This is a genomic window from Richelia sinica FACHB-800, from assembly GCF_014698825.1.
Taxonomy (GTDB): Bacteria; Cyanobacteriota; Cyanobacteriia; order Cyanobacteriales; family Nostocaceae; genus FACHB-800.
In genome coordinates this window covers 44,863-67,321 of sequence record NZ_JACJTT010000030.1, presented here as the reverse complement: position 1 = coordinate 67,321, position 22,459 = coordinate 44,863, and the positions used below count along the sequence as shown (strand labels likewise).

Genomic DNA, 22,459 nt, shown 5'->3' with positions numbered 1-22,459 from the left:
AAATCACCAAATGATAATTCTGGTGTTGCTGGTGTTTCTTCTGTTAACCCAAATAAATCATCAATATTTTCTTGGAAAACTGTTTCTGTTCCCAGATTTGCATCTGAAGAAGATTCCAGACCATCTAAATCACCAAATGATAATTCTGGTGTTGCTGGTGTTTCTTCTGTTAACCCAAATAAATCATCAATATTTTCTTGGAAAACTGTTTCTGTTCCCAGATTTGCATCTGAAGAAGATTCCAGACCATCTAAATCACCAAATGATAATTCTGATGTTGCTGGTGTTTCTTCTGTTAACCCAAATAAATCATCAATATTTTCTTGGAAAACTGTTTCTAAACTGATTTGCTGAGTCTCACTACCGGTATTTGCAAATCCTTCCGCCAAATCTGCTGGAAATAATTCTAAACTAGATTCAATTGTAAAATCACTATTACTAGTATCTGGGGAAATTTCTATTTGATTATTGAACTCTAAATTTTCTGTATCTAAAAAGTTGTCTTCAAATAATAGATTTAAAGCTTCCGAATCGTCATTTGTTTTTTGTTCAGACTGACTTAATTCATCATCAAATGATAGCAAATCTGCTAAATCTTGGTCTTGATTTTCTACTTCGCTATCAATAACTTCTAAACCACCGATGTTGACAGGATCTAAATTTTCTTCTTTATGCCAAGTTTCATCAAGCTCAGAAGAATCTACTTCAAACAAGTCAGCCAGGGTGCTTAATTCTGCTAGCCCTACTTCTGGTCCATTTTGCACAACATTAGGACTGGTAGCAGCTTCTGGAGTTTCATCATCAGCAAAAAGGGCATCGGTGTTATATCTGTTACCTTCTCTTTCAATGATGAGAGTATCGGGGAATTGGTCATAGAGACTTGGTTTATTCTCTACTACATTCAATTCTTCACTTGTTTCTGAGACAGTAGCACTACTTTCTAATGATAAATCTGCTGCTTCTGGTTCTGGTTCGGATAGTTCTAATAACTCTATTTCTGGGAAATTTAATAAAGATGCTAATTGCTGACTAATAGCAATATCTGAGTTACGTCCTTGTAGAACTAGTTCGTGCGCTTGTTTAATTTCTGTAATAACAATTTTTGCTAAAGTCAGATAGGTATTTTCAGGATTAGCGATCGCACTAGAAGCAGCTTGACATAGTCCACACCAGTTACCAAAGTTTTCTGTTGTCCCCAGTTCCACTAATCTTTGACAGCTTTGTTGCAGATTACGTCGTGATTCTGGTGTACTTGGTTGTTTAAATAGTTGCAACATTTCCCGCAGAATTTGCAGCACTTGGGCTTGAAACTCTGTGAGATCATCAGTTGGCTCACCCTTAGAAGTAGTTTCTGTTGTGCTAGGAGTAATAGTTGCAGCACTAGGAACAAACACAGGAGGAGGTGTACTAACTCTAGCACCTACCCCCACTTCAACGCGGTTGAAGGGTTGAATAATTGTTTGTTCGTGGTCTTCCCCTTGTTCCACTAGGCTTTGTAGATGCTCTGTCAGCCATTTCAGGACAGGTTCTGTTTCTGACATTAGGTTATTAGCGACTTCTTCTCCCAGTCCAAAGGGACTACCCAAATGGTCTAATAGGGCTTTTAAAGTATCACATACACCTAGAAACAGAGATTCTAACTTTTCATCAACCCTAACTGGATGTTCTTTGAGAACTTTAAAACAGTCTTCCAGACGATGGGCTGTATGCTGGATACTACTCAGTCCCAGCATGGCTGCCCCCCCTTTAATTGAGTGTGCGGCCCGGAAGACTTCATTGATACTTTCCGGGTCGTTAAGGGTCTCATTGAGTTTGAGTAAACCCTGCTCAATTGTATTCAGGTGTTCTCTGGCTTCTTCAAGAAAGTAGCCCAAAATCCGCTGTTGTTGTTCCGGCTGCATAACCAAGGATGGAGAATAAAGGATAAAAGGTAATGATTTTTACTCTTAAACCTTCTTGTAGCTCCCCTGGAGTTGAGTCACATGAAGGTTCCCAAATCAAGGGTGAAGGATGAAACCTAATTTCACCTTCTCAATGTTTTTGCTTACCTTGATGATTCAATTGTTTCCACGCGGAAGCGTTCTACGGAAGCAATTAAGTCACGGGATACGCCCACTAAGTGTTGGAGAGCGCCGGAAACTCGTTGTGCTTCCTGGGAGGTTTCTTGGGCTGTCAGTTCAACTGATTGCATTACTTGAGCTACAGCGCGAGAAGTTTCCGTTTGTTCTACGGTATCGCTTGTAATTGAGCGCACCAGGGTATCGATGCGATTAGCAACTTGGATAATGTTGTCTAGGGCGCGTTTGGCTTCTTCTGCCAATTTTGTCCCTTTAATTACCTGTTGTGTCCCTTCTTCCATCGCGGTCATTACAGAGCTAGTTTCGCTCTGAATTTGCATCACGATTTGCTCAATTTCTTTGAGGGACTTGGCGGATTTATCTGCTAACTGACGGACTTCATCAGCAACGATGGCAAAGCCTCTTCCTGCTTCTCCTGCCCTGGCAGCCTCAATACTGGCGTTAAGTGCTAATAAGTTGGTACGGGAGGCAATCTGAGAGACTAGGGCGACAATAGAGTTAATTTCTTGGGATGATTCCGCTAATCGTTTTACTTTTCGGGTGGTTTCTGCCACTGTTTCCCGAATTTCTAGAATACCAGCCACTGTGTTTTCCACCGCGTCTCCACCTTTAAGAGCGATCGCACTGGCATCACGGGCTACCGCTTCTGCTTCCCTCGCTGCTTCTGCCACCCGTTGAATTGATTCTGTCATGACCTGCACAGAATTTAAGGTGACTGCTAACTCTTCTGCTTGTCTTAAAGCATCACTCGATAAGGCTCGTGCGAAGGTTTCTGAGTTGGTTGAACCTTTGGTTACTTCCCTGGCTGCTACTTTCACCTGTTGGACAATATCCCGTAGGTTTTGAATGGTCAGGTTAAAGGCATCAGCTACTGCTCCTAACACGTCTGCTGTTACTTCTGCCTGAACTGTCAAGTCTCCTCGTGCTGCTCCTTCTACGTCATCTAGGAGGCGAATTACTTGTCTTTGTAAATTTTCTTTCGCTTCTTCCTGTTCGACGGCTTTGCGTTGAGCTTCGTTGGTAGTTGTAAAAATTACCCGCGCCATATCGTTAAAGGCGGTGGATAGGTAACCTAATTCGTCTTCTGAATAGACAGTGGCTTGGACATTCAAATTCCCTTGGCGAACTGCATCAAATTGAGCCTGTAAATCCTTGGTGGTTTGACGAATTTGTTTCAGGGTCAAGTTGGACATAAATCCTGCTGTGACTGCACCCGCTAACCCCGCAGCTAAAGACATAGCCCAACCAGTATTCCGCACGGACACCCGTTGTTGGGGTGGAGAAATAGTTGTCACTGCGGAGCTAACTATGGCGACAAGCACTGCTGATGCTAAACCAACTCCTGTGGCAATGTACCAAGGTTTTTTATCTAAGGAGGCGTTTTCAAAGAAGGCAAACCAGCCTTGTTCGTTGCTGACGTTTGGCTCTAATTTGGCCACATCTGGCTGGGTAAATACTGGTACTACTTCTTGCGCGCCAGTAATGGTGAATAGTTCTTCATCGCGATCGCCTGTGGTAATGGGGCCAGAATCAGTAAACTGGCCAGATAAGTCAGCACTATCAATAGAACCACTAGTGAAGGAACTGTCCCCGGTACTGAATGAATCTGCACTAACTTTAGCTGCACCTGTCACATCAAAACCAGGAATATCACCCAGGTCATCAAATTCATCAAAGTCATTTAAAAACTCAATGTTACTTTTCGAGTTTTCATGACTACCAAAGGCACTATTGTCTTCAAAGGAGGAGAAGGTATCTGAGCCAAAAGCTGATTCAAAGGCTTCTAAATCAAAACTATCATCATCAAAGTTACTACTATCGAAGTTGCGGCTGGTATTGACTCGCTCCTCTGGGGGAATAAAGTTATGAACTGCCGATGGCATTTCTTCGTCCATCACTAATGGCTCTATGCCACCTGCGGCATTCTGCTCTAACCACTCTTCTTGGTCGATAGATGCCACATGATTAACGTCTTTGGCTTCTAAACTTGGATACATATCATCTTCTCCACTATTGTTTTTCCAAGCTGACTCATGGAGATTTGAGTATGAGGATTGTGGTTCAGTAAATAGGTCTGACTCATGGACTTGACCATTTTGCGTGGATAAGTCCAGTTCTCCAAAAGGAGAGAAATCCATTGTCCCAGAATTATGATCTAGATCATGCTCACCAAAGGGATTGTCAGAGACTCCAGCCATCTCTTCTAAAGACTCTTCCTCTTGCCAAAAAGGCGGCAATTCTATTGTGGATATTTCTCCATTACTATTGCTTTTATGATTTTGTTCATTGTCAGTAAAAGCAAAAGGATCATCTACCATCGCTGATCCATTGTTGGTATGGGCTACATTATCGAAATTTTCTATAGAGTCAGCAAAAGGATTAGTGGTTGGTAAATGCTCATCATCCTCTACAGATGGCACATAATCCCCGAAAGAGGGCAATTCAAAATCTTCATCTGCTGATTGGTCACTAGCACCGAAGTGTAGTGATTCTGTTTCCCCTGTGACTAATCCGTTGGACTGGTGATAATCTTCTGTTGTGAAATTATCTTCTGCTTCAACAAAGCCTAAGTTTTGATTGATATTATCTAACCCATTATGAGCAAAACTCACTATTTCTGGATCATCAGTCAGATACAGAACATTTTGATATTCTTCTTTTGCTATATCGTACTGTTGCAAAACATAGTAAATATGACCCCGCAATAATCGAGAATTGGGGTCGTCAGGTACGTTTTGTACTGCTTGGTCAATTAAATTAGCGGCAGTTTCATAGTCCTGTTGTACATAGGCTGTCCGTGCCTGCTCATAAGTAGAATCGTAATCATTTAAACTTAATGCCATAACCTCCCTCCCTAGTTCATCCTGCCCACCTAGCACTCCGCAAAATTGCTGTCTGATCGAGCAATCTTAAAGACTTATTGTGATCTAAGATCCACTCACCACGCAAAAATGGAGCCATACTATCTGGTACATTATTTGGTGGCATCAGATACTGTACATCAAGCCAGTCCATACCACATATTTCTTCTACTCCTAGACCTACAACTGTGTCTTGGTCTTCTACAGCAATCACTGATATTTCTGAGCGGTCAGTATTTAGACTGATGGGTTCTCCCAAAAATTGACCTAAATCTGCTACCCAAATTAATCGACCTCGTAAATTAAGAGTACCCAAAAGTAATGGAGAAGCATTCGGAATTGGGGTAATTCGATCAGGACTGAGTTCGATCACCTCACGAATACCAGTGGCTTGCAGGGCAAATTCCTGATGCGAGGAGATATAAAACCGTAAGTGTAGCTCACCTTCTGGACTTTCTAGTTGTAATTCTGGACGAAACTGGTCTTGTCCAGCACCGGTTAAGAAGTCTGGTTTGCTCACCATATTCTCCTTCTCCTTATCCACGCAACAGTTGTTTGACGGTTCCTACCAACTCAGTCGGTTGAAACGGTTTGGCAATGTAAGCATCAGCCCCTTGTTTCATCCCCCAGTAGCGGTCAAATTCTTCTCCTTTGGAAGAACACATGACTACAGGGACATTTTGGGTTTTGGGATCAGATTTGAGTCTGCGGCACAGTTCATAGCCATTCATTCGAGGCATAACTATATCTAAAACTACTAAATCAGGAGGGGCTTGCTGAATGGCTTCCAAAGCTTCGACTCCATCACCAGCATGGGTGACTTTTAAGCCGCTTGCCTTGAGGAGGTCTGTGATCATCTCCCTTTGTGCCAGACTGTCTTCGACAATCAAAACGGTACTCATAAATGCCTCTCTACCTCCCAATTGAGATCACTTCTCTTGTTAACCATGGTGCTTAATTGTATAAATTAATTCTATAGTTTCCTTAATTTACTGTATATGGAAGTTTTACAGGTACGCTCAGATTTATGTGATATCATTTTTTACCCTATCTTTGAGCCAATCCACAAGTATTGTGGTCATGTTTGTACACCTGCTCCATAATCTGAGTTGAGATATTGTTCTACCAGCATTAGCAATTCTTTACCAGTAAAAGGTTTAGTTAAATAGTCAGTCGCTCCTACCATACTTGCTCTTACCCGATCAATAAATCCGTCTTTTCCTGTCAGCATAATAATGGGTACGAAGCGAAATATTGTGGAATGCCGCAGCATAGAACAAATTTCGTAACCATCCAGTTCTGGCATGGCAATGTCGCATAATATTAAATCTGGCTTGAGTTGAAATACTAAACTCAGAGCTTCTAATGGATTAGAGATGGAAACTGCTTCATAACCATTTAGTTTTAAGATTGACTCTATAGTCTCACAGATAGCGATCGCATCCTCAATACATACTATTCGCCCCTTACTCTTGTCTACCTGCTCGTAGTTTTGTGTTGTTGTATTCGATTTAGACGTGTTGGAATATACTAATTGTAGCCAACCTTGTTGCACGTAAGGATATATAGCCTTAGCCACTGTTAATATATCGCGGTTCAGATACCGGGATAGCTGCCTTAAGGATTTTTGACCATCAGCCCAGCTTTGTAACTTATTGACTGTAGCCTCTGGTAAAGATGCACTCAATCTCCCCACATCTGCCAAAACTGGTAACTGTTCTGGCGATTGAATATGCGGATATAACTGCTTCCATTCTTGTAATTGCTTTGTAATCCTTGTGACTAAGGGAGTAATTTCTAAGGTTGTTAACTGGGGGACAAGGGCCTTACCCAAATCAAAAATAAAACTACCTTGATGCAAACTCAACAGATCAAATAATGTTTCATGCACCAAGCTATGAATAATACTCCGTGCTATCTTGGGACTAATGATATTTTGCTCTAATAGTATCCAAATATAAGCGTACTCCGGTGAATTAGTTGACGCTAGGGTCGTTAGCAGTTGGTTATCTGGTCGTTTTTGCAACTTATAATGACGCAAGTAATCATCAATTCGCGATAGGCTACTGTCACCTGCTTGGCAATAAACAATTTGACCATTGAGAAAAAATACAAACCATGATTGGGGCTTTCCGTTCCCCACCTGATGAAGATTCAGTGAATCTTCTCCACCCAATTTGTGATTTTGATGTGAGTTATGAGCTTCCACCCACAACTGTCCAGTCCTTTGTCCCAACTCAATCAGTTGGAGGATACTACAAATATCGATTTCGTTTAAATTTCCTTGCATTTATTTACACATTACTCCTGACCATGTTCTTGATATTACCTTGATTAATTGTGACCTTATGCTTTTCTCAGTTTCAAGTACATCCATTAGAGAGATTGAGCCAATCAGCCTTCCTCATTGGCTAGTGGTATAGTCTAGTTCATCTAGATTGCTACTAGTTACTTATTCTGAAAGACGTGCTACTGACAACAGTATTCTGTATCCTATTCAGTAAGAAAGCGCAATATTACCCTATAAAGATTAAGCTTTTGTAATTTATGCTCATCAACTTAGTAATTACACTGAAGTCATTTCTCAACTCCTTGTTAGAGAATATAAAGGCGCAATTTGGGGTCTGGATACTATTTCATCTACTATAAAGACGTAAAATCTAGCTTACATAAATAGTTTTATCTGGCGAGTGCTGCTAAACTGAGGATAAATAAGACAATTTAACAAAATCTTCTCTGGTATATCTCAAAACACGGACATAAAGTGCATCAAAAGGATTAACGGTGTGCTGTATTTAGCAGAAGTACAAAAGCAAAAGGGCGGTCTACTCAGTGGCGGTGGTAAAACTGAACTGAAACTGATTGCTTGTCAACGTAACGACCAGAATTGGACTCCTGTGTCGGACGAAATGATTGTGGCTGAAGAAGCGAGCAAATTAAATGATGGCGCACTGGTACTAGTAGAATTGAGTCCAAATCGTCAAGTCCAGCGCATTCAAGAAGCAGGTCGTCCTCTTGTCAACATTTTGCAGAATTTTTCCCGACAAGTGGAAAAATTTAAGGTTAAGGAAGAAGAGATCGACCAATGGAAACAATCTCTGATGATTCAGGTACAAGAACTGAATCGTCGAGAAATGGATATGGAAGCTCGCTTTGAACAAGTAAAGCAAATAGAAGAAGATTTCCATAGACTGGAGGAGCAAAAAAAAGAAGCTGAACAAGCTAAATCGGAAATGCAAAGGTTACGTGCAGAAGTAGAACGTAATCGCCAAGATTTAGAAGGTGCTTGGGAGCATTTGCGAGGTGAACAGCGGCGGTTAGAAGAATTGGCGAGGAGTTCCCCCCAAGGTGAAGTTCTCAACGATGAACAATGTCACGAGTTGCGGGAATTACTTAATCATTTATCCAGTGGAGCCGTACCTACAGAAACATTACAAGCAAATTTAAATGTTGCTTGGGAATTATTAGAAAAACAGCAAGGGAATCTTAATCAAAATTGGCAGCAATTAGATATCCAACGCCACTTAGCTACTCAAAAGCAAGAAGAAGTTGAGCGGATGGGTCAAACCTTGCGTGATACACAACATCTTTATCAACAGCTACAATCAAGCTTGGAGCAGCAAAATTCTGATCTGCAAATCAATACATCCTTGCGGAGTAGCAAGCAAGATTGTATTCGCATTATTACAGAACAATTAAAAGCAGAAGAAGATTTATACCAGCAACTTCAGTGTTTGGCTAATCCTAACAAAGCAAGTAACCCGCAAATTGATGTAGAAGCTTTGGAAAAAATCTCCTTAGAAGAACTACAGAAAATTGTTCATGACTTGCAGGAAAATTTAGGTAACCACTCTAGCTTTGTTCAAGATCAAGAACAAGAGTTGAAGTACAAGCAACAAACTATAGATGAGTTAAAAAGTAAACTTCAATCAGCATCAGGAGATGAGAGGACTCATTTAGAATCAGAATTAGCTGAGGAACAAGACCTCTATCAGATGTTGAATGAAACCTTAGTAGGACAACGTCGTAACTTATTAGAAAGAACCAGACTTCTCAAACAGCACCAAGCAATTCTCCAGCGTCGCTCAGGTCAGAGTGAAACTTCTGATCCAGGGGATTCAGGTGTAGACTTACATCCTCTCTTGGTACAAATAGAAAATCAAAAACAACAGAAAACCTCTGAATTGGGAAAACTAGAACAGGAGATTAAAGAAATAGATGGTGTGATTGAAAAAATTCAAAGTTTAATATCTAGTCAAAGTCAAGAATTAGAAGTGAAAAAACAAGAAATAGCAATTATAGAAGAAAATTTAGTGACAATGCGTATTTCTGCTACGGAACATTCAACAAAAGTAAATTTCTATCAAGAAATACTACAGCCTATTCAAGATAACTTAGATAGTTTGCAAGCTCAATTACAAGGTTTAACTGAGTCAATGTTGCAAATTCAAGAACTTACCAATAATCAAGAGCAAACGATCAACAAAATCCGTCAAGCTTTACAAGGTTTGATTCAACAGCCAGAGTTATTAGCATCTTAAAGGTTAGAAGTATAGCAATTATCAGGGAAGTGAGGATATTAGCAAACTTTCACTTGCTCCCTGTCCCTTTCCTTGTCCCGAACTCAGGTTAAATAGACAGTATGTATGAGTTCTGATAGCGTGGTGTAGGTGTAATGCAGAAATTATGCCCTGTAAAGCCTGCCATTTTTAACTTGTACAACTGGCTGATTGCAACGCCTTACTAGTTGTTCGTCATGGGTTGTGACAATGACGGTGGCACCAAAAGAATTTAATTTTTGCAACACCTGTATAACTTGCCAGGAATTATCCGGGTCTAGATTACCTGTCGGTTCATCAGCTAATAGTAGGGGTGGTGTACCAACAATTGCCCGTGCAATACTTACCCGCTGCTGTTCTCCTCCAGATAACTGATCTGGGAAACAATTGGCTTTGGATGATAAACCCACTAATTTTAAAGTTGGTTCTAAGCGACGTTGAATTTCTTTGCGAGTGTACCCTTGAGCCTGTAGTACAAATGATACATTTTCTGCGACTGTGCGTTGGTGAATGAGTTTGTAGTCTTGAAAGACAATACCAATGCGACGACGGAACAATGATAAGCGATCGCCCCGCAAACCAGTTAAATTCAAATTATCAACAATTACTTCCCCTTGGGTGGGCAATTCTGCGCCATATAACAACTTCAAAAAAGTCGATTTACCAGAACCACTGGGACCAGTAATAAATAGAAACTCACCCTTATTAATTTTAATGCTCGCATCCACCAAGGCATGATAACCATTAGGATAAATTTTGGTGACAGAGTGTAACTCTACCATAGTCCCAACCTGACTTTTGGGTTGTGAATTACTTTTATCTGTATCTAGTAAAGATTCTTCCTGATTATTTTGAGTTGTTAATATTGGCATAACTTCCACTTAACCTCACCCACCAGAGCCAAAACCACAAGCTGATCAGAATATTCATAACCCAGGGCAACCCTGGGAGAATAAATTTTTCAATGATCAACACTCAGCACTATTCACTGATTTGCCACTCAAACGATAAACTAGTGCTTTGAGGGCAAACTCAGGCAAAGCTAGCATTCTCTGCCACCGCCAAGGCTCTTTATACAGACGATACAACCACTCTAAGTTGTTATTAGCTAACCAACCAGGAGCGCGGGTTTTACTGCCTGACCAAATATCAAAGCTACCACCCACACCAATCCACACAGCATGGGGACATAAATGACGGTTTTGGGCAATCCATAATTCTTGACGTGGTACTCCCAATCCCACCAAAATTATCTGCGGTTGTAAATCTGCCAAGGTTGCTAGTAATTTTGCTTCTTCTTCTGGGGAGTGATAGCCAGAATGAGTACCTACTATCTGTAACTGGGGAATTTTTTGTTGCCAACTAGCTGCTGCTTTGGCTGCTACTCCTGGTGCACCTCCATAGAAAAATACTTGAGTTGCAGTTTGTTTTTGTCCGATTTCTGTGAAGAGTTTTTCTGCTAATTCAATTCCTGGACAACGTTGCACATTTTGTCCTAACAGCAACTGCAAATACAAAACTACTCCGGCTCCATCGGGAATAACTAACTCAGCTTGATGAATTACTTCAGCTAAAGAAGTATTCCGCTCTGCCTGCATGGTCATTTCTGCATTGAGCGTTACCACATGAGTTCCCCTACCTTGGTATAGGCATTCTAGTAGCCAGTTGGGATAATTGGTCATGACATGAACTGGCAACCCCAACACTGAAAATGATTTAGGCGATTTATACATAAGTTAAATGAGATTGACACCAGATAATCTCGAAGGTTAGTTTATCAAATTTTTTTCTAGACAGATTCTTTTTCATCAGGTATTCAGCAAAAACTCTGTTGATTTTTGGGAATCACATCAGTAAAAAATAAATTTTGACTTCTTTTGCATTTTTTGTCCTGTCAAACTTTGATACTTGGTTTTCGCTCATGGTGAACTATATTGTCAACTCAATGTTACAGTGTGGTAAAAAACAGATTTTCTTATGAATAAAATTCGTATTGCTTTAATTGAAGACCACGACTTGACTCGTGTGGGTATTCGTACAGCATTACTACAAAAAGCAGAAATAGAAGTAGTGGGGGAAGCTGCCAACGCTACCGATGGATTGAGAATGTTGCAAAATTTACAACCAGATATTGCAATTGTTGATATTGGTTTACCAGATAAAGATGGCATTGAATTGACCAGAGAGGTAAAAGCTACAGACAGTGAAGATACTACTCCAAAAGTAGTAATTCTGACTTTGCAAGATAATAAAGAATCTGTGTTAGCCGCTTTTGCAGCAGGTGCGGACTCCTATTGTATGAAGGATACAAAGTTAGATAACTTACTAGAGGCTGTGCGAGTCACTCATAATGGTAATGCTTGGATAGATCCAGCGATCGCTCGCATTGTTTTACAACAGGCACAGCAAAACCCTCTACCATCAGATGCTTCGCCATCATCAAGTAAATCAGACTTAGGGGAAAATCCACAGCCTGTTGATACAACCACCCTGACAGAAAGAGAATTAGAAGTGTTACAATTAATAGTAGAAGGATGTAGCAATGCAATTATTGCCGAAAGGCTGTATATCACAATTGGCACAGTCAAAACTCACGTTCGCAACATTCTTAATAAGTTGTCTGCTGATGACCGGACTCAAGCAGCAGTTCGGGCTTTACGTTCTGGCTTAGTAGGCTAGATTGATTAAGTTAGCCCGATGGTTGCAGCAAAAAGTGCTTGGTCCTGGGTTTTGAAAGGCTAACAACTGGTTAATAGCTTCTCACTAGAGAATACAACTTAGGGATATGTTGCTGTTTCACTACCAATAATATATTCAGATATGGGTGAAAAAGAGTTAGACAAGCTCAAGCTGATGGTGGTAGATGATGAACCAGATAATTTAGATTTACTCTACCGCTCCTTTAGAAGAGACTTTAAAGTATTTAGAGCTAAAAATGCCATTGAAGCCTTGAAAATTTTAGATCAAGAAGGAGAAATGGCAGTCATTATCTCCGATCAAAGAATGCCGGGCATGAATGGCACAGAATTGTTGAGTCGGACGGTAGACCGTTTTCCTGACACAATTCGGATTTTACTGACAGGTTTTACTGATGTTGAAGATTTAGTTGATGCAATTAACTCTGGACAAGTATTTAAATATATTACTAAACCTTGGAATCCAGAACGGCTCAGAGGATTAGTTGAGCAAGCCTGTGATACTTATCGGCTAGTCAAAAAACGCACTTGGGAGCTACGTCAGGCTTTACAAAGGGAATCTTTATTTAATGCTGTCACCAGGGCAATTCAAGAGTCTGTAGAATATGACAGCATGTTGCAAAAGGTGGTCGATACCTTGGGACAGGCATTTTCGGCTACTGATGGGCTACTGAGAATTGTTGAGAGCGATCGCCTCACTGATAAACAGTTTTTCTATCACACACTGCCCTCAGCCAATTCGCATTCTACCTTTGCTCCTCAACCATTAATCGAAAAAGTATTTCAGAGTCAAAAACATCAACTAACAGCGGCTCTCTACAATAGCAATGCGGGACAATATTTAGTCGTTCCCTTAGTTTATCAACAGCATCTCCTAGCTGTACTAGCTCTCTATCATTCAGATCAGCAACAACTTTGGCAAGACCAAGAAATTCAACTCATTAACAGTGTCGCTGAACAGGCATCTTTAGCACTTTCTCAAGCCAAACTTTACCAAAGCTTACAAGAAAAACAACAGCAAATACGGGCTGAATTAGAAGTAGCTCGGCAAATTCAAAATAATCTACTTCGCCAAACCTTACCAGAAATTGCAGGTGTAAAAGTACAAGCTTGCTGTTACCCTGCACGGGAAGTAGGAGGGGATTTTTTTGAAGTATTTGTCCATTCCAAAGGTAACTTGTGGCTAGCAGTTGGTGATGTTTCCGGTAAAGGTGTACCAGCAGCTTTGTTCATGGCTAGTGCAATTTCCTTATTACGTAGGGAACTATCTCAAGAAGCACCAGCAGAACCAAATTTACTCATGCAAAATCTTAACCATGCCTTGGGAGATGATTTAATTAGTAACAATTGCTTCATCACTTTGGTAATAGCATGTTATAACCCTACTACTAGGGAACTCACTTATGCTAATGCTGGTCACATTTATCCACTACTGTGGTCATGTCAAGACACTATATCTGTCCCGCCAAAATACCTCAAAGTCCGCAGTATACCTTTAGGAATTTTGCCCCATTGGCAAGCTGAAGCAGGTCGTTTAACCCTGGACGCAGGTGATACCTTACTCTTCACCAGCGATGGCATTACGGAAGCAAAAATATCTACAAAAGTTAAGCATAAAATAAATGAAAATGATACTAATGCAATTGAGTATTCTATGTTAAATCAAGAAGGACTGTGGCAACTGATACAACAGCAGCCTCAACCACTGTCACTTCAAAACTTACTTACCCTGATCCAAGCAGATAACCAAATCCAAGAAGACGACCAAACAATACTTTCTCTGGAGGTTTTTTAACTAATGAAAAGTGAACTTCAAGTACCAAGTGACTTGAGTTTTTTAAATATCGTTGAAGAATGGTTGCTGGGATGCTTAAAACTCCAATTAGGGGAATCTGTGGATTGGTCACGGCAATCAGTGCGGTTGCGTTTAGCACTGGTGGAAGCCTATTCTAATGTTGTGCGTCATGCCCACAAAGATACGCCCAATTCACCAGTTTTACTGCGCTTAGAATTAAAAAATCGGGACTTATCCCTGGAAATTTGGGATTATGGTCAAGGGTACGATATTGCCAATTACAATGCCCCCCAACCGGATGATAAACAAGAAGGTGGTTATGGTTGGTTAATCATGAATCGGTTAATGGACAAAGTAGAATATCAACTACAAGTTAATGGTGGTAACTGTCTCAAGCTTGAAGCTACCTTGCCGGAATTCATTCTTGAACAATCTAACACCATCGAATAGAAATAAAAGTAATTATAATTTTCCCTCTAGAGTGTAAATATAAATATATTTCTGGGTCACTATATAGCTAATTGATGGCAATTTATAGCAATGGACAGAGCAGTTAGGACATTAACTAACACTAAAACTTAGACAGCCAAAGGCTTTTAGCACTGTCACCCCGTTCGCGGAGCGTGGCGTTAGCCATAGGGGTGCGCCAGTCGCTCATGGGGGAAACCCCAAGACCGCGCTGGCTTACCTGTCACCTGTCACCTGCTATACTTGCAATCTGATGTCATCTCAGGACAGCCATTTCTGTTGGTTAAATATAGATAAACTGGATACTTTAAGAAATATTAAGTAGTTTAATAACTTTTGCTAACTTTATTTGATTTATAGGCGCTACTTATCAAATACTTAAACAAAGGCTACTGTGGCACAGTCTGTAAAACCCTGCTGGGTAACAGAAAAACCGCAGAATAGAGGTTAATTTGTAATTGCACCTATGAAAACTTTATTTTGCTTATCACCACGCTATCGTCTTGATGATGAATCCCGTTGGCTAGAAGGAATCGATCCTAGTCGCCACTATTGGATGGCGGTAAATGGGGAGCAAAATCTCACAGTAGCTTTGCCTGGGTTAATTGTTGGCTCGTTTGAAGAATTTAAACAATTTATTCGCCAATTCCGCTCTCTACAACCAGGACAGACAATGACTTTAGAGAGAATTGCCAGTAGCTGCACAATTTATTGTGTTTCTAACAATTGCTACGCGGTAGAGTCAGAAGTCAACAATGCTCCTGTGTGGCATTTATTTGACCAGGAAAGTTTAGATAGCCTGCTAATTACAGCCCATCCAGATTGGCAATGTGCAGCATCAGATGTTGAATTAGGGAGAAAACTGCTGATGCGTTCCTTGCAACAAACTACTGCCAGCAAAGGTTAAGTACAATTGCATTAGCTGTCATTTCTGTTTGAATATTCGGTCTTTCCAGATAAAAGCTATTGATTGGGAGGACGCAAAGCCAATAATTCTTGAGGTGATGCTAAAAGCTTGATTTTAGCTTCCATTATTTGCTGTTGCTGATTAAGAAGGAATAGCCAAAGAACATTGACACTGCACCACGAGGTGTGTGCTTTACCTGTGACTTGAATTTGGATTTGCTGATTTGGTAAATCTTCAGTTATGCCCTGGTGCGGTTCGGCTTTTAGGTCTTGGGCTTCTTTGTATAAATAGTTAGATATAGCTTCAGGTCCAATAATGCCAGACTCAAAAGGTGGATACATAACACCATGTTCTGCAAATAAGGCTGCTGTATCTTGAAATTGTCCAGCGTTGAGAGTGATAAAATAATCTATCACTGATGTGGCTGTAATCCCTTCAAGGTCAAATGTTGAGTATTGTAAACAGTCCGTATTATTCATAAAGAAATTTTCAATTACTACTTTAATAGTATTGGTTATGTCCATAGTAAGAATAGTTCCCAGGTTTGAACCTGAGAACTATTTATTGGCAAAACATTGAGGTTGGAAAGATATCAAAAATTCTTAATTAGCAGCGGCTAGTTATGAATGGTTACTATCACCTGTAGCTTACTTAATCAGCTAGTGGGTCAACGCCCATGTCTGAAGCGACTTTTCTCAAAACAGTAATTTGCTGACCAAAATCTAGTTCTTTGAGTGTTTCTAATACTTGAGCGCCATCACGGGAAATTTGATAGCCAGGAGGTACTGGAACTACAAAGCCTTTAGCCATCAATTCAGCTAATTCGTACCAAAAGGCGAGTTTGGTATTGTTGCTCAGAAGACCGTAAGCACGAGAGAATTGAGTGTTTCTTTGAGCGACTAAGTCCCGCATTACTTCTAGTTGTTCTGCATGGGACATCTGTTTAATTTGATTCAACAGACCCTCTGCTAGTTGTAGACGGGCAGCGCCGGTAGCTGCGGGAGTAATAGAACGTCCCATTTCCGTGTAGGCATACCACAGTACAGCTAGCTGATCATCCACGCTGAGAGCTTTGAGTACAGCAGTGGTAGAAGCAACAGCATCGGTTTGCTGAGTGCTGTAGTTGAAAGCACCAGAAGAAGGGGTTAAAGCTGAATCAGAAGTGAATGTCATGATTTCTCCACAGTCGATTAACTAAGTAATCTGTGAATTTGTTAGAGGCATAACTGTGCGTTGTTTAACCTCTTGTTATCTATATTGCATTATTTCTTAATAAAATGCAAATAAAGTTTACATATAGAGAGAGTAAGAAAATTAAATGTTAAATTCAAAACTGAAGTGTATAATCGCTGCCGCAAGATTTTGAACACCCAGGCATCAGCAATATGAATCAGCATGGCTTAATTACCAGTATGGTCATTAAAGTGAAAGCCAAAGAGTTAGGTTTTAATCAAGTTGGGATTGCAGCTGTAGATGGGTTAGATGATGGTGAGGGGGATAGACTGCAAACTTGGTTAAAGTTGGGCTATCAAGCTGATATGGCGTGGATGGAGAATATGAAGCGCCAGGATATTAAGCTAGTGATGCCAGATGTGCGATCGCTCGTTTGCGTGGCATTAAATTACTACACACCCCATGAACGTCCAGAAGGGGAAGAGTATGGGAAGATATCTCGCTACGCTTGGGGACGGGATTACCATAAGGTGATGTACAAAAAACTCAAGCAATTGAGTACCTGGTTAGAGTCCTGTGGCGACGGTATTAAAGCCCGTTATTACGCGGATACGGGGCCAGTACAGGATAAAGTTTGGGCACAAAGAGCAGGTATTGGTTGGATTGCTAAAAACGGGAATGTGATTACCAGAGAGTATGGATCTTGGGTATTTTTGGGTGAGGTCTTAACTAATTTAGAGTTAGAGAGCGATCGCCCTGCTACTCAACATTGTGGAACTTGCACTCGATGTTTGCAAGCTTGTCCCACCAGGGCAATTACAAAACCATTTGTGGTAGATGCTAATCGCTGTATTGCTTACCATACCATTGAAAATCGGGCTGAAGAATTGCCTCAGGAAATTAAATCTCATCTGCAAGGTTGGGTTGCTGGTTGCGATATTTGTCAAGATGTTTGTCCTTGGAATCAGCGATTTTCACAAAGTAGTAATGTCACAGATTTTCAACCTTATCCTGGGAATTTGGCTCCGAAACTGGTAGAATTAGCGCAAATTTCCCATGAAGAGTGGGATAAACATTTTACTGCTTCAGCCCTAAGGCGAATTAAACCAGAAATGTTACGACGCAATGCTCGTGCAAATTTAGAGGCATCTAGTCAAAAGAATGACCAAGAAAGTAATAATTTTTGATTTTGATGGAACTATCGCTGATACATTAGATGCCGTGGTCAGCATTGCTAATCGCTTTGCTCTAGAGTTTGGTTACATACCAATTACTCCCAGTGAGCTTTTGAAACTGAAAAACTTAACAGCTAGAGAAATTCTCAAATATTCCGGCTTTCCTTTATTTAAAGCTCCTTTTTTAATTAAAAAGGTAAAAGCAGAATTAAAAAATCAAATTTCTGAATTGCAACCTATTTCAGGAATAGAAATGGCTTTAGAACAATTAAATAATCAAGGATATCATCTCGGTATCATTACTTCTAATTCTCAAGAAAACGTCAGCCTTTTTCTAAATAATCATGATTTAGATTATCTGTTTGATTTTGTCTATACAGGAGTCACAATTTTTGGTAAGACTACCATTATTAATAATGTTTTACGTCAAAAGCAAATCCAACCCCAAATGGTAGTTTATGTTGGAGATGAAACAAGAGATATAGAAGCTTCTAAAAAAGCAAATATTAAAGTCATTGCTGTGAGTTGGGGATTTAATTCTACAGAGGCATTAGCTAGATGTAATCCAGATATTTTGATTCAACATCCCAGTGAATTAGTTGATGCGGTCAATTCCTTGAATGGTGGCTTGTAGAATAAATTACACAGATACATAATCAGAAGTTACAGGAGTTGCAGGAGTTACAGAATTATTCATGCCATGACGGCTGAATTATTGCATTTTTAAACTTCTGTTCGCGTAGCGTGCTGGAAGCATCAGCCATACTTCTGCAACTTCCGTTCGCGAAGCGTGGCCATACTCTAAGCCCTCACAGCTAACTTTTATGCCTGACGGCACGCTACGCGAACAGAAAACCTTATTTAGATAAATAAATCCATTATTCTAACTTTTTTATTTTTTAATTCATGCCAACATTGCCAATTTCCAGATATTTTATTCAGCTTTGATAAAACTTTAAAAAACTTGTTGTAACAGAATTCATCTAGGTATTTAATCATATACAAAAACTTGTTAATAATACGACTTTGATAATACTCAAGGAAGATGAGAATAACTAGGGTGAAATATATATTGGGATGTGCTCTAGTGAAAATTCATGATGATTTTATGCAAATGATTATGCTCCTTTCCGGAAGATGAAAATTTTGTCTGTCAAAAGGAATATAGATTTTAGTAACATGAACCACAATGACTGAAATAGGTCTGCTAATGACGGGCGTGTTAGGCAGCATACAACCAAATTTACCCCATTTACCGCAGCAGCAACCATTTCAGTGGGAAGATGGGGAACAAAAGTTAATTAAAAGTCAGCCAAATAGGTTAGTTATTGCTGCTCAAATTACGCCACCTGAATTTATGAGTGCAGAGGCTAATTATCAATCTACAAAAATAGCACTGGCACTGAGAAGAGACAAAATAGCTAGAACAGTTAAACAAAAACAGTTATCACAAATTTCTTTAAAAGCGGCTAATGCTCAAGACCAGCCGCGAACAAGTAAGGAAGATGTGAAGTTATTAGCTAGGTATCAAAAATTTAATCGTCAACCGATGCCTATTCTCAGTTTTGGTAGCTCTGGTGTAGCGGTGAGAGTATTGCAAAAGTTACTCATATCTAATGGCTATGGTATTGGTGTGGATGGCAGATTTGGCCCTTTAACAGAAACAGCAGTTAGAGCTTTTCAAAATCAACGACGTTTATCAGTTGATGGTGTAGTAGGACAGCGAACTTGGTTAGCTTTAACTATTAGGAATTGACCATTAATTATGTTGTGAATTTTCATTATCTGCTGGTTTAAAAATCTACACCTCGTTTAAGTTCTACGCCTTGATTAGCATAGTGTTTGTGACAATAAACTTCAGAGTGAATGCTGGCTAGGTCAAAATAAGCTGGTTGATTTTGACAACGTCCAGTGATGATAATTTCTGTGTCACGGGGTTTACGTAGTAAGGCTTGAACAATAGGTTCGACGGGGAGTAGCTCTAAATCAACGGTGGGGTTGAGTTCGTCCAGGATGATAGTTTTATAAATACCGGAAGCGATCGCAGTTTTGGCAATTTCCCAGCCTCTTTCTGCTTCTACATAGTCTAGCTCTTGACGGGAGTTACGCCAAACAATGGCATCCCGGCCACAACGTTGATGATCTACAACTTCTGGATAGGATTGTTGTAAGGCAGCGATCGCTGCATCTTCAGTATAACCGCTGCCACCTTTGAGCCACTGCATAATAAATACACGGGTGGAACCAGGATGATTAATGCCGCGACCAATGGCTTTTAGAGCTTTTCCTAAGGCACTGGTGGATTTTCCTTTACCCGCACCTGTATAAATTTCTATGCCTTCAATCAGCAGTGTTTCCGCAGTGGGATGGTGCTGGGGTTTCATTTCTGAATGTAAATCGGCAATATCAAGTAACTTGGCAGGTGCAGCACGGCCAGTAGCGATGATTTCCAGTTCTTGGGGTTTGGCTTTTAATGTCCGCACCACTTCATCTACAGGCAGTAAACCCAAGTCTAAAACTGGGTTAATTTCGTCTAATACTACTACAGAATATAAACCAGAAGCGATCGCTCCTTTGGCTACATCCCATCCCCGCAAAGCCTCCTCACGGTCAAAGGCTGTGATTTCATCGGGGCCAAAAAACTCGGCTCTTCCTGTCCGAACTTGGTCAATCAAATGGGGAAAGCCACGTTGGAGAGCAGCGATCGCTCCATCCTCATCATAATCCCGTTCTGGCCCTTTCAGAAAGCGCAATAATAGGACGCGGTGGGAATTATTGGACGTATTTATCCCCAAACCAATAGAACGTAATACTACGCCTAAAGCAGCTTGGGACTTACCTTTACCCGCTCCATCATAGACGTGAATTTGACCAGTAAGTCGCTCTGAACGTACTTGCGCTGTACGAATACCAATGCCGTTCCTTGTCATTTCTACAAAAACTGTAACTTGGCAGTCTCTAATCTTATCGAACCTCGGCCCTGATGAGGTAGAGGCAATTTTTCTTTGGTAGCTCAGTGATTGAAAGATAAATTTATGTATTAATTATAAATATTTGTGTATACTATATCACTAAACTTGCCAACAAGAAAAACCATGAGATAATTCCCCCATCACCTGTCTTATCTCAGTTATACTCTCTAGAGTTAACCCTGACTGTTAACCGAATATGCCTGAAGATTTAACATTACCCAGAGTATTACCAATTACGACTTTTTTCTTTCAAGTTCTCTTTTTACTGATTACTATTCCCATAGAAGCATATATACTCAATCGATGGTTAAAATTTGACAAAAAGACCAGTATTTTCTATGCCATTTCTATGAATGTTTTTTCTAGTGTGATTGGCTGGAATGTCTTTTTTTTCCTAGAACCAATTCTGCCTGTGGGCATCAAATCAGAATTGATGAGTTATATATTCTTCAATAACTTGAAATTAGCTAATACCCATTCATTAATTATTTTGACGGCATTTGTGATATTTTTTGGCACATTTATCGTCAAATTTTTGATTTTAAAATTCTTAATTATTGCTCTAGACACCAGTGTTAGAAAAACAGAACCCGTTTTAAATACCCGCCAACGAGGAATACAATTTAATAGATATAAGTTACAAAATACGAATTTAGTAACTACAACACTTATCGCTAATTCCTTGAGTTATACTGCCATAACTTTTATCTTATTAATTCGTGCTCGTTAATCAAGGAATTACCAAAGTTTTTGAGAGGCAATTATGCAATCTTTATTTAAAGATTTATTCAGCTTATTTAATTTTTTCCAAGAATTATTGGTAGGTGTCCAAAAACTCATCACTCCTCCTAAAGCCTATTCTTGGCAAACCTTTATTTATTTAAGTCTGTTTTCTTGGGCCTTATCTTATTTCGCAACTGGTTTGGTCAAAGATATTATCGCCTTTGGCGGTTGGATATTTTTAATTGCTGGAACTTCTTGGTATACCACAGATGACCCAGCGAGAGTGCCTGGCACTTTCATGCCGGTGGGTGCATTAATTACCGGATTTTTGGTCAGCGTCTTTGCCTTTGGTCATCAAGTTAATGTAGTCACACCAAAAACCATAGTTATTTGGCCCACTCTGGCAGCATTTATTACAGCAGTACCAAGTTTTTTTGAAGGTAATGGCACCACGACCACAGCCAAATTACCGAAGGTGGAAGAAAGGCAAAAAATCATCGTTTTACTGGCTTGGTGTATGCTGCTCAGTTGTTGGCTACAATTTTATTTCGTCATTGATAAATGGGTGAAGGAATATCCTAGCCTATTAACAGAAAACTTCCAAAAAAGTGCTTTCGTCATTGGCATTGAGCCAAATAATAAACAGCCGAAAAATGGTAGCTTAATTTTAAATAAAATCCAACCGTTAATTGAGTCACAAATTGAGAATAAGCCTTGGTCAGAAGTCGAGAAATGGCTATTAAAATCTAACGAAAGACTAGATAATATCAGTCAAGATGTCTTGATTGAGAAATTAGCGAAGGTTAAAGAGCAAGATTTATGGCGAGTAGAACCAAGAGTAGTGAATGTCAAATCAGGATATAGATTAGATATTTTGACTATTTGGAATGGGCCGAGTGCAGATCCTAGAGGTTACTATCTGAAAAAATCCTGCACAATTAAACCTGTGGGTGATACCACCAAACCCGATGTGAAAAACGCCAAAGCAGAAATTTTTTGTGACAAGACGAGATTAATTAAAGGTGCACCTCCACCACAACAGTAACAGGGAG

The 22,459-nt window shown here is 40.0% G+C and carries 20 protein-coding genes; 10 read left to right on the top strand and 10 right to left on the bottom strand.

Annotation, left to right across the window (positions count from 1 at the left end; genetic code table 11):
• From H6G73_RS18170 to H6G73_RS18150, 5 genes are all read right to left on the bottom strand, one after another.
• Nucleotides 1–1,901, bottom strand: a 1,901-nt coding sequence (locus tag H6G73_RS18170) for an Hpt domain-containing protein (protein ID WP_190607041.1), incomplete at its 3' end; no start/stop codon positions are given.
• 143 nt (nt 1,902–2,044) lie between these two features.
• Nucleotides 2,045–4,921, bottom strand: coding sequence for a methyl-accepting chemotaxis protein (locus H6G73_RS18165; RefSeq protein WP_190607039.1), 2,877 nt, complete (start codon nt 4,919–4,921; stop codon nt 2,045–2,047).
• Nucleotides 4,922–4,937: 16 nt separating this feature from the next.
• Nucleotides 4,938–5,462, bottom strand: coding sequence for a chemotaxis protein CheW (locus H6G73_RS18160; protein ID WP_190607037.1), 525 nt, complete (start codon nt 5,460–5,462; stop codon nt 4,938–4,940).
• A gap of 13 nt (nt 5,463–5,475) precedes the next feature.
• Nucleotides 5,476–5,841 carry a response regulator transcription factor gene (locus H6G73_RS18155; protein WP_190607035.1) on the bottom strand — a complete coding sequence of 122 codons (366 nt, stop codon included), beginning with the start codon at nt 5,839–5,841 and terminating at the stop codon, nt 5,476–5,478.
• A gap of 176 nt (nt 5,842–6,017) precedes the next feature.
• The gene (locus H6G73_RS18150; RefSeq protein ID WP_190607033.1) at nt 6,018–7,229 is read right to left on the bottom strand and encodes a response regulator; all 1,212 of its coding nucleotides are present in this window, start codon (nt 7,227–7,229) and stop codon (nt 6,018–6,020) included.
• A gap of 496 nt (nt 7,230–7,725) precedes the next feature.
• Between H6G73_RS18150 and hmpF the strand changes: the two genes are divergently transcribed.
• Nucleotides 7,726–9,480, top strand: a complete 1,755-nt coding sequence (gene hmpF, locus H6G73_RS18145) for a pilus motility taxis protein HmpF (protein WP_190607031.1) — start codon at nt 7,726–7,728, stop codon at nt 9,478–9,480.
• 143 nt (nt 9,481–9,623) lie between these two features.
• On the opposite strand, the gene ftsE is transcribed toward hmpF, so the two are convergent.
• Nucleotides 9,624–10,370, bottom strand: a complete 747-nt coding sequence (ftsE, locus tag H6G73_RS18140) for a cell division ATP-binding protein FtsE (RefSeq protein WP_190607029.1) — start codon at nt 10,368–10,370, stop codon at nt 9,624–9,626.
• 96 nt (nt 10,371–10,466) lie between these two features.
• On the bottom strand, nt 10,467–11,231 hold the full coding sequence (locus H6G73_RS18135) for a WecB/TagA/CpsF family glycosyltransferase (RefSeq protein ID WP_190607027.1): 765 nt from the start codon (nt 11,229–11,231) through the stop codon (nt 10,467–10,469).
• 244 nt (nt 11,232–11,475) lie between these two features.
• On the opposite strand from H6G73_RS18135, the gene H6G73_RS18130 reads away from it, so the two are divergent.
• From H6G73_RS18130 to H6G73_RS18115, 4 genes are all read left to right on the top strand, one after another.
• On the top strand, nt 11,476–12,177 hold the full coding sequence (locus H6G73_RS18130) for a response regulator (RefSeq protein ID WP_190607025.1): 702 nt from the start codon (nt 11,476–11,478) through the stop codon (nt 12,175–12,177).
• A gap of 141 nt (nt 12,178–12,318) precedes the next feature.
• Nucleotides 12,319–13,989, top strand: coding sequence for a SpoIIE family protein phosphatase (locus H6G73_RS18125; protein WP_190607024.1), 1,671 nt, complete (start codon nt 12,319–12,321; stop codon nt 13,987–13,989).
• Nucleotides 13,990–13,992: 3 nt separating this feature from the next.
• Nucleotides 13,993–14,439, top strand: a complete 447-nt coding sequence (locus H6G73_RS18120) for an ATP-binding protein (RefSeq protein WP_190607022.1) — start codon at nt 13,993–13,995, stop codon at nt 14,437–14,439.
• Nucleotides 14,440–14,923: 484 nt separating this feature from the next.
• Entirely contained in the window at nt 14,924–15,364 is a 441-nt protein-coding gene (locus H6G73_RS18115; RefSeq protein WP_190607020.1) for a hypothetical protein, read from the top strand.
• Nucleotides 15,365–15,420: 56 nt separating this feature from the next.
• On the opposite strand, the gene H6G73_RS18110 is transcribed toward H6G73_RS18115, so the two are convergent.
• On the bottom strand, nt 15,421–15,843 hold the full coding sequence (locus tag H6G73_RS18110) for a ketosteroid isomerase family protein (protein ID WP_190607018.1): 423 nt from the start codon (nt 15,841–15,843) through the stop codon (nt 15,421–15,423).
• A gap of 172 nt (nt 15,844–16,015) precedes the next feature.
• Nucleotides 16,016–16,537: an orange carotenoid protein N-terminal domain-containing protein gene (locus H6G73_RS18105; protein ID WP_190607017.1), complete on the bottom strand. Its 522-nt coding sequence runs from the start codon at nt 16,535–16,537 to the stop codon at nt 16,016–16,018.
• A 212-nt stretch (nt 16,538–16,749) separates the two neighbouring features.
• Here H6G73_RS18105 and queG point away from each other — a divergent pair, with 212 nt between their 5' ends.
• From queG to H6G73_RS18090, 3 genes are all read left to right on the top strand, one after another.
• Nucleotides 16,750–17,724 (top strand): tRNA epoxyqueuosine(34) reductase QueG, encoded by a 975-nt coding sequence (queG, locus tag H6G73_RS18100; protein WP_190607015.1) that lies wholly within the window; start codon nt 16,750–16,752, stop codon nt 17,722–17,724.
• A complete protein-coding gene (locus tag H6G73_RS18095; RefSeq protein ID WP_190607013.1) occupies nt 17,699–18,346 on the top strand; it encodes an HAD-IA family hydrolase in 648 nt (215 codons plus the stop codon). Before queG ends, H6G73_RS18095 begins: the two co-directional genes overlap by 26 nt.
• A 555-nt stretch (nt 18,347–18,901) precedes the next feature.
• Nucleotides 18,902–19,468 (top strand): peptidoglycan-binding domain-containing protein, encoded by a 567-nt coding sequence (locus H6G73_RS18090; RefSeq protein WP_190607011.1) that lies wholly within the window; start codon nt 18,902–18,904, stop codon nt 19,466–19,468.
• A 37-nt stretch (nt 19,469–19,505) separates the two neighbouring features.
• On the opposite strand, the gene H6G73_RS18085 is transcribed toward H6G73_RS18090, so the two are convergent.
• Nucleotides 19,506–20,642, bottom strand: coding sequence for a cob(I)yrinic acid a,c-diamide adenosyltransferase (locus tag H6G73_RS18085; protein WP_190607010.1), 1,137 nt, complete (start codon nt 20,640–20,642; stop codon nt 19,506–19,508).
• Nucleotides 20,643–20,880: 238 nt separating this feature from the next.
• Between H6G73_RS18085 and fraC the strand changes: the two genes are divergently transcribed.
• Both fraC and fraD read left to right on the top strand, forming a co-directional pair.
• Nucleotides 20,881–21,414, top strand: coding sequence for a filament integrity protein FraC (gene fraC, locus H6G73_RS18080; protein ID WP_190607007.1), 534 nt, complete (start codon nt 20,881–20,883; stop codon nt 21,412–21,414).
• A 33-nt stretch (nt 21,415–21,447) separates the two neighbouring features.
• On the top strand, nt 21,448–22,452 hold the full coding sequence (gene fraD / locus H6G73_RS18075; RefSeq protein WP_190607005.1) for a septal junction protein FraD: 1,005 nt from the start codon (nt 21,448–21,450) through the stop codon (nt 22,450–22,452).
• Nucleotides 22,453–22,459 lie beyond the last annotated feature (7 nt).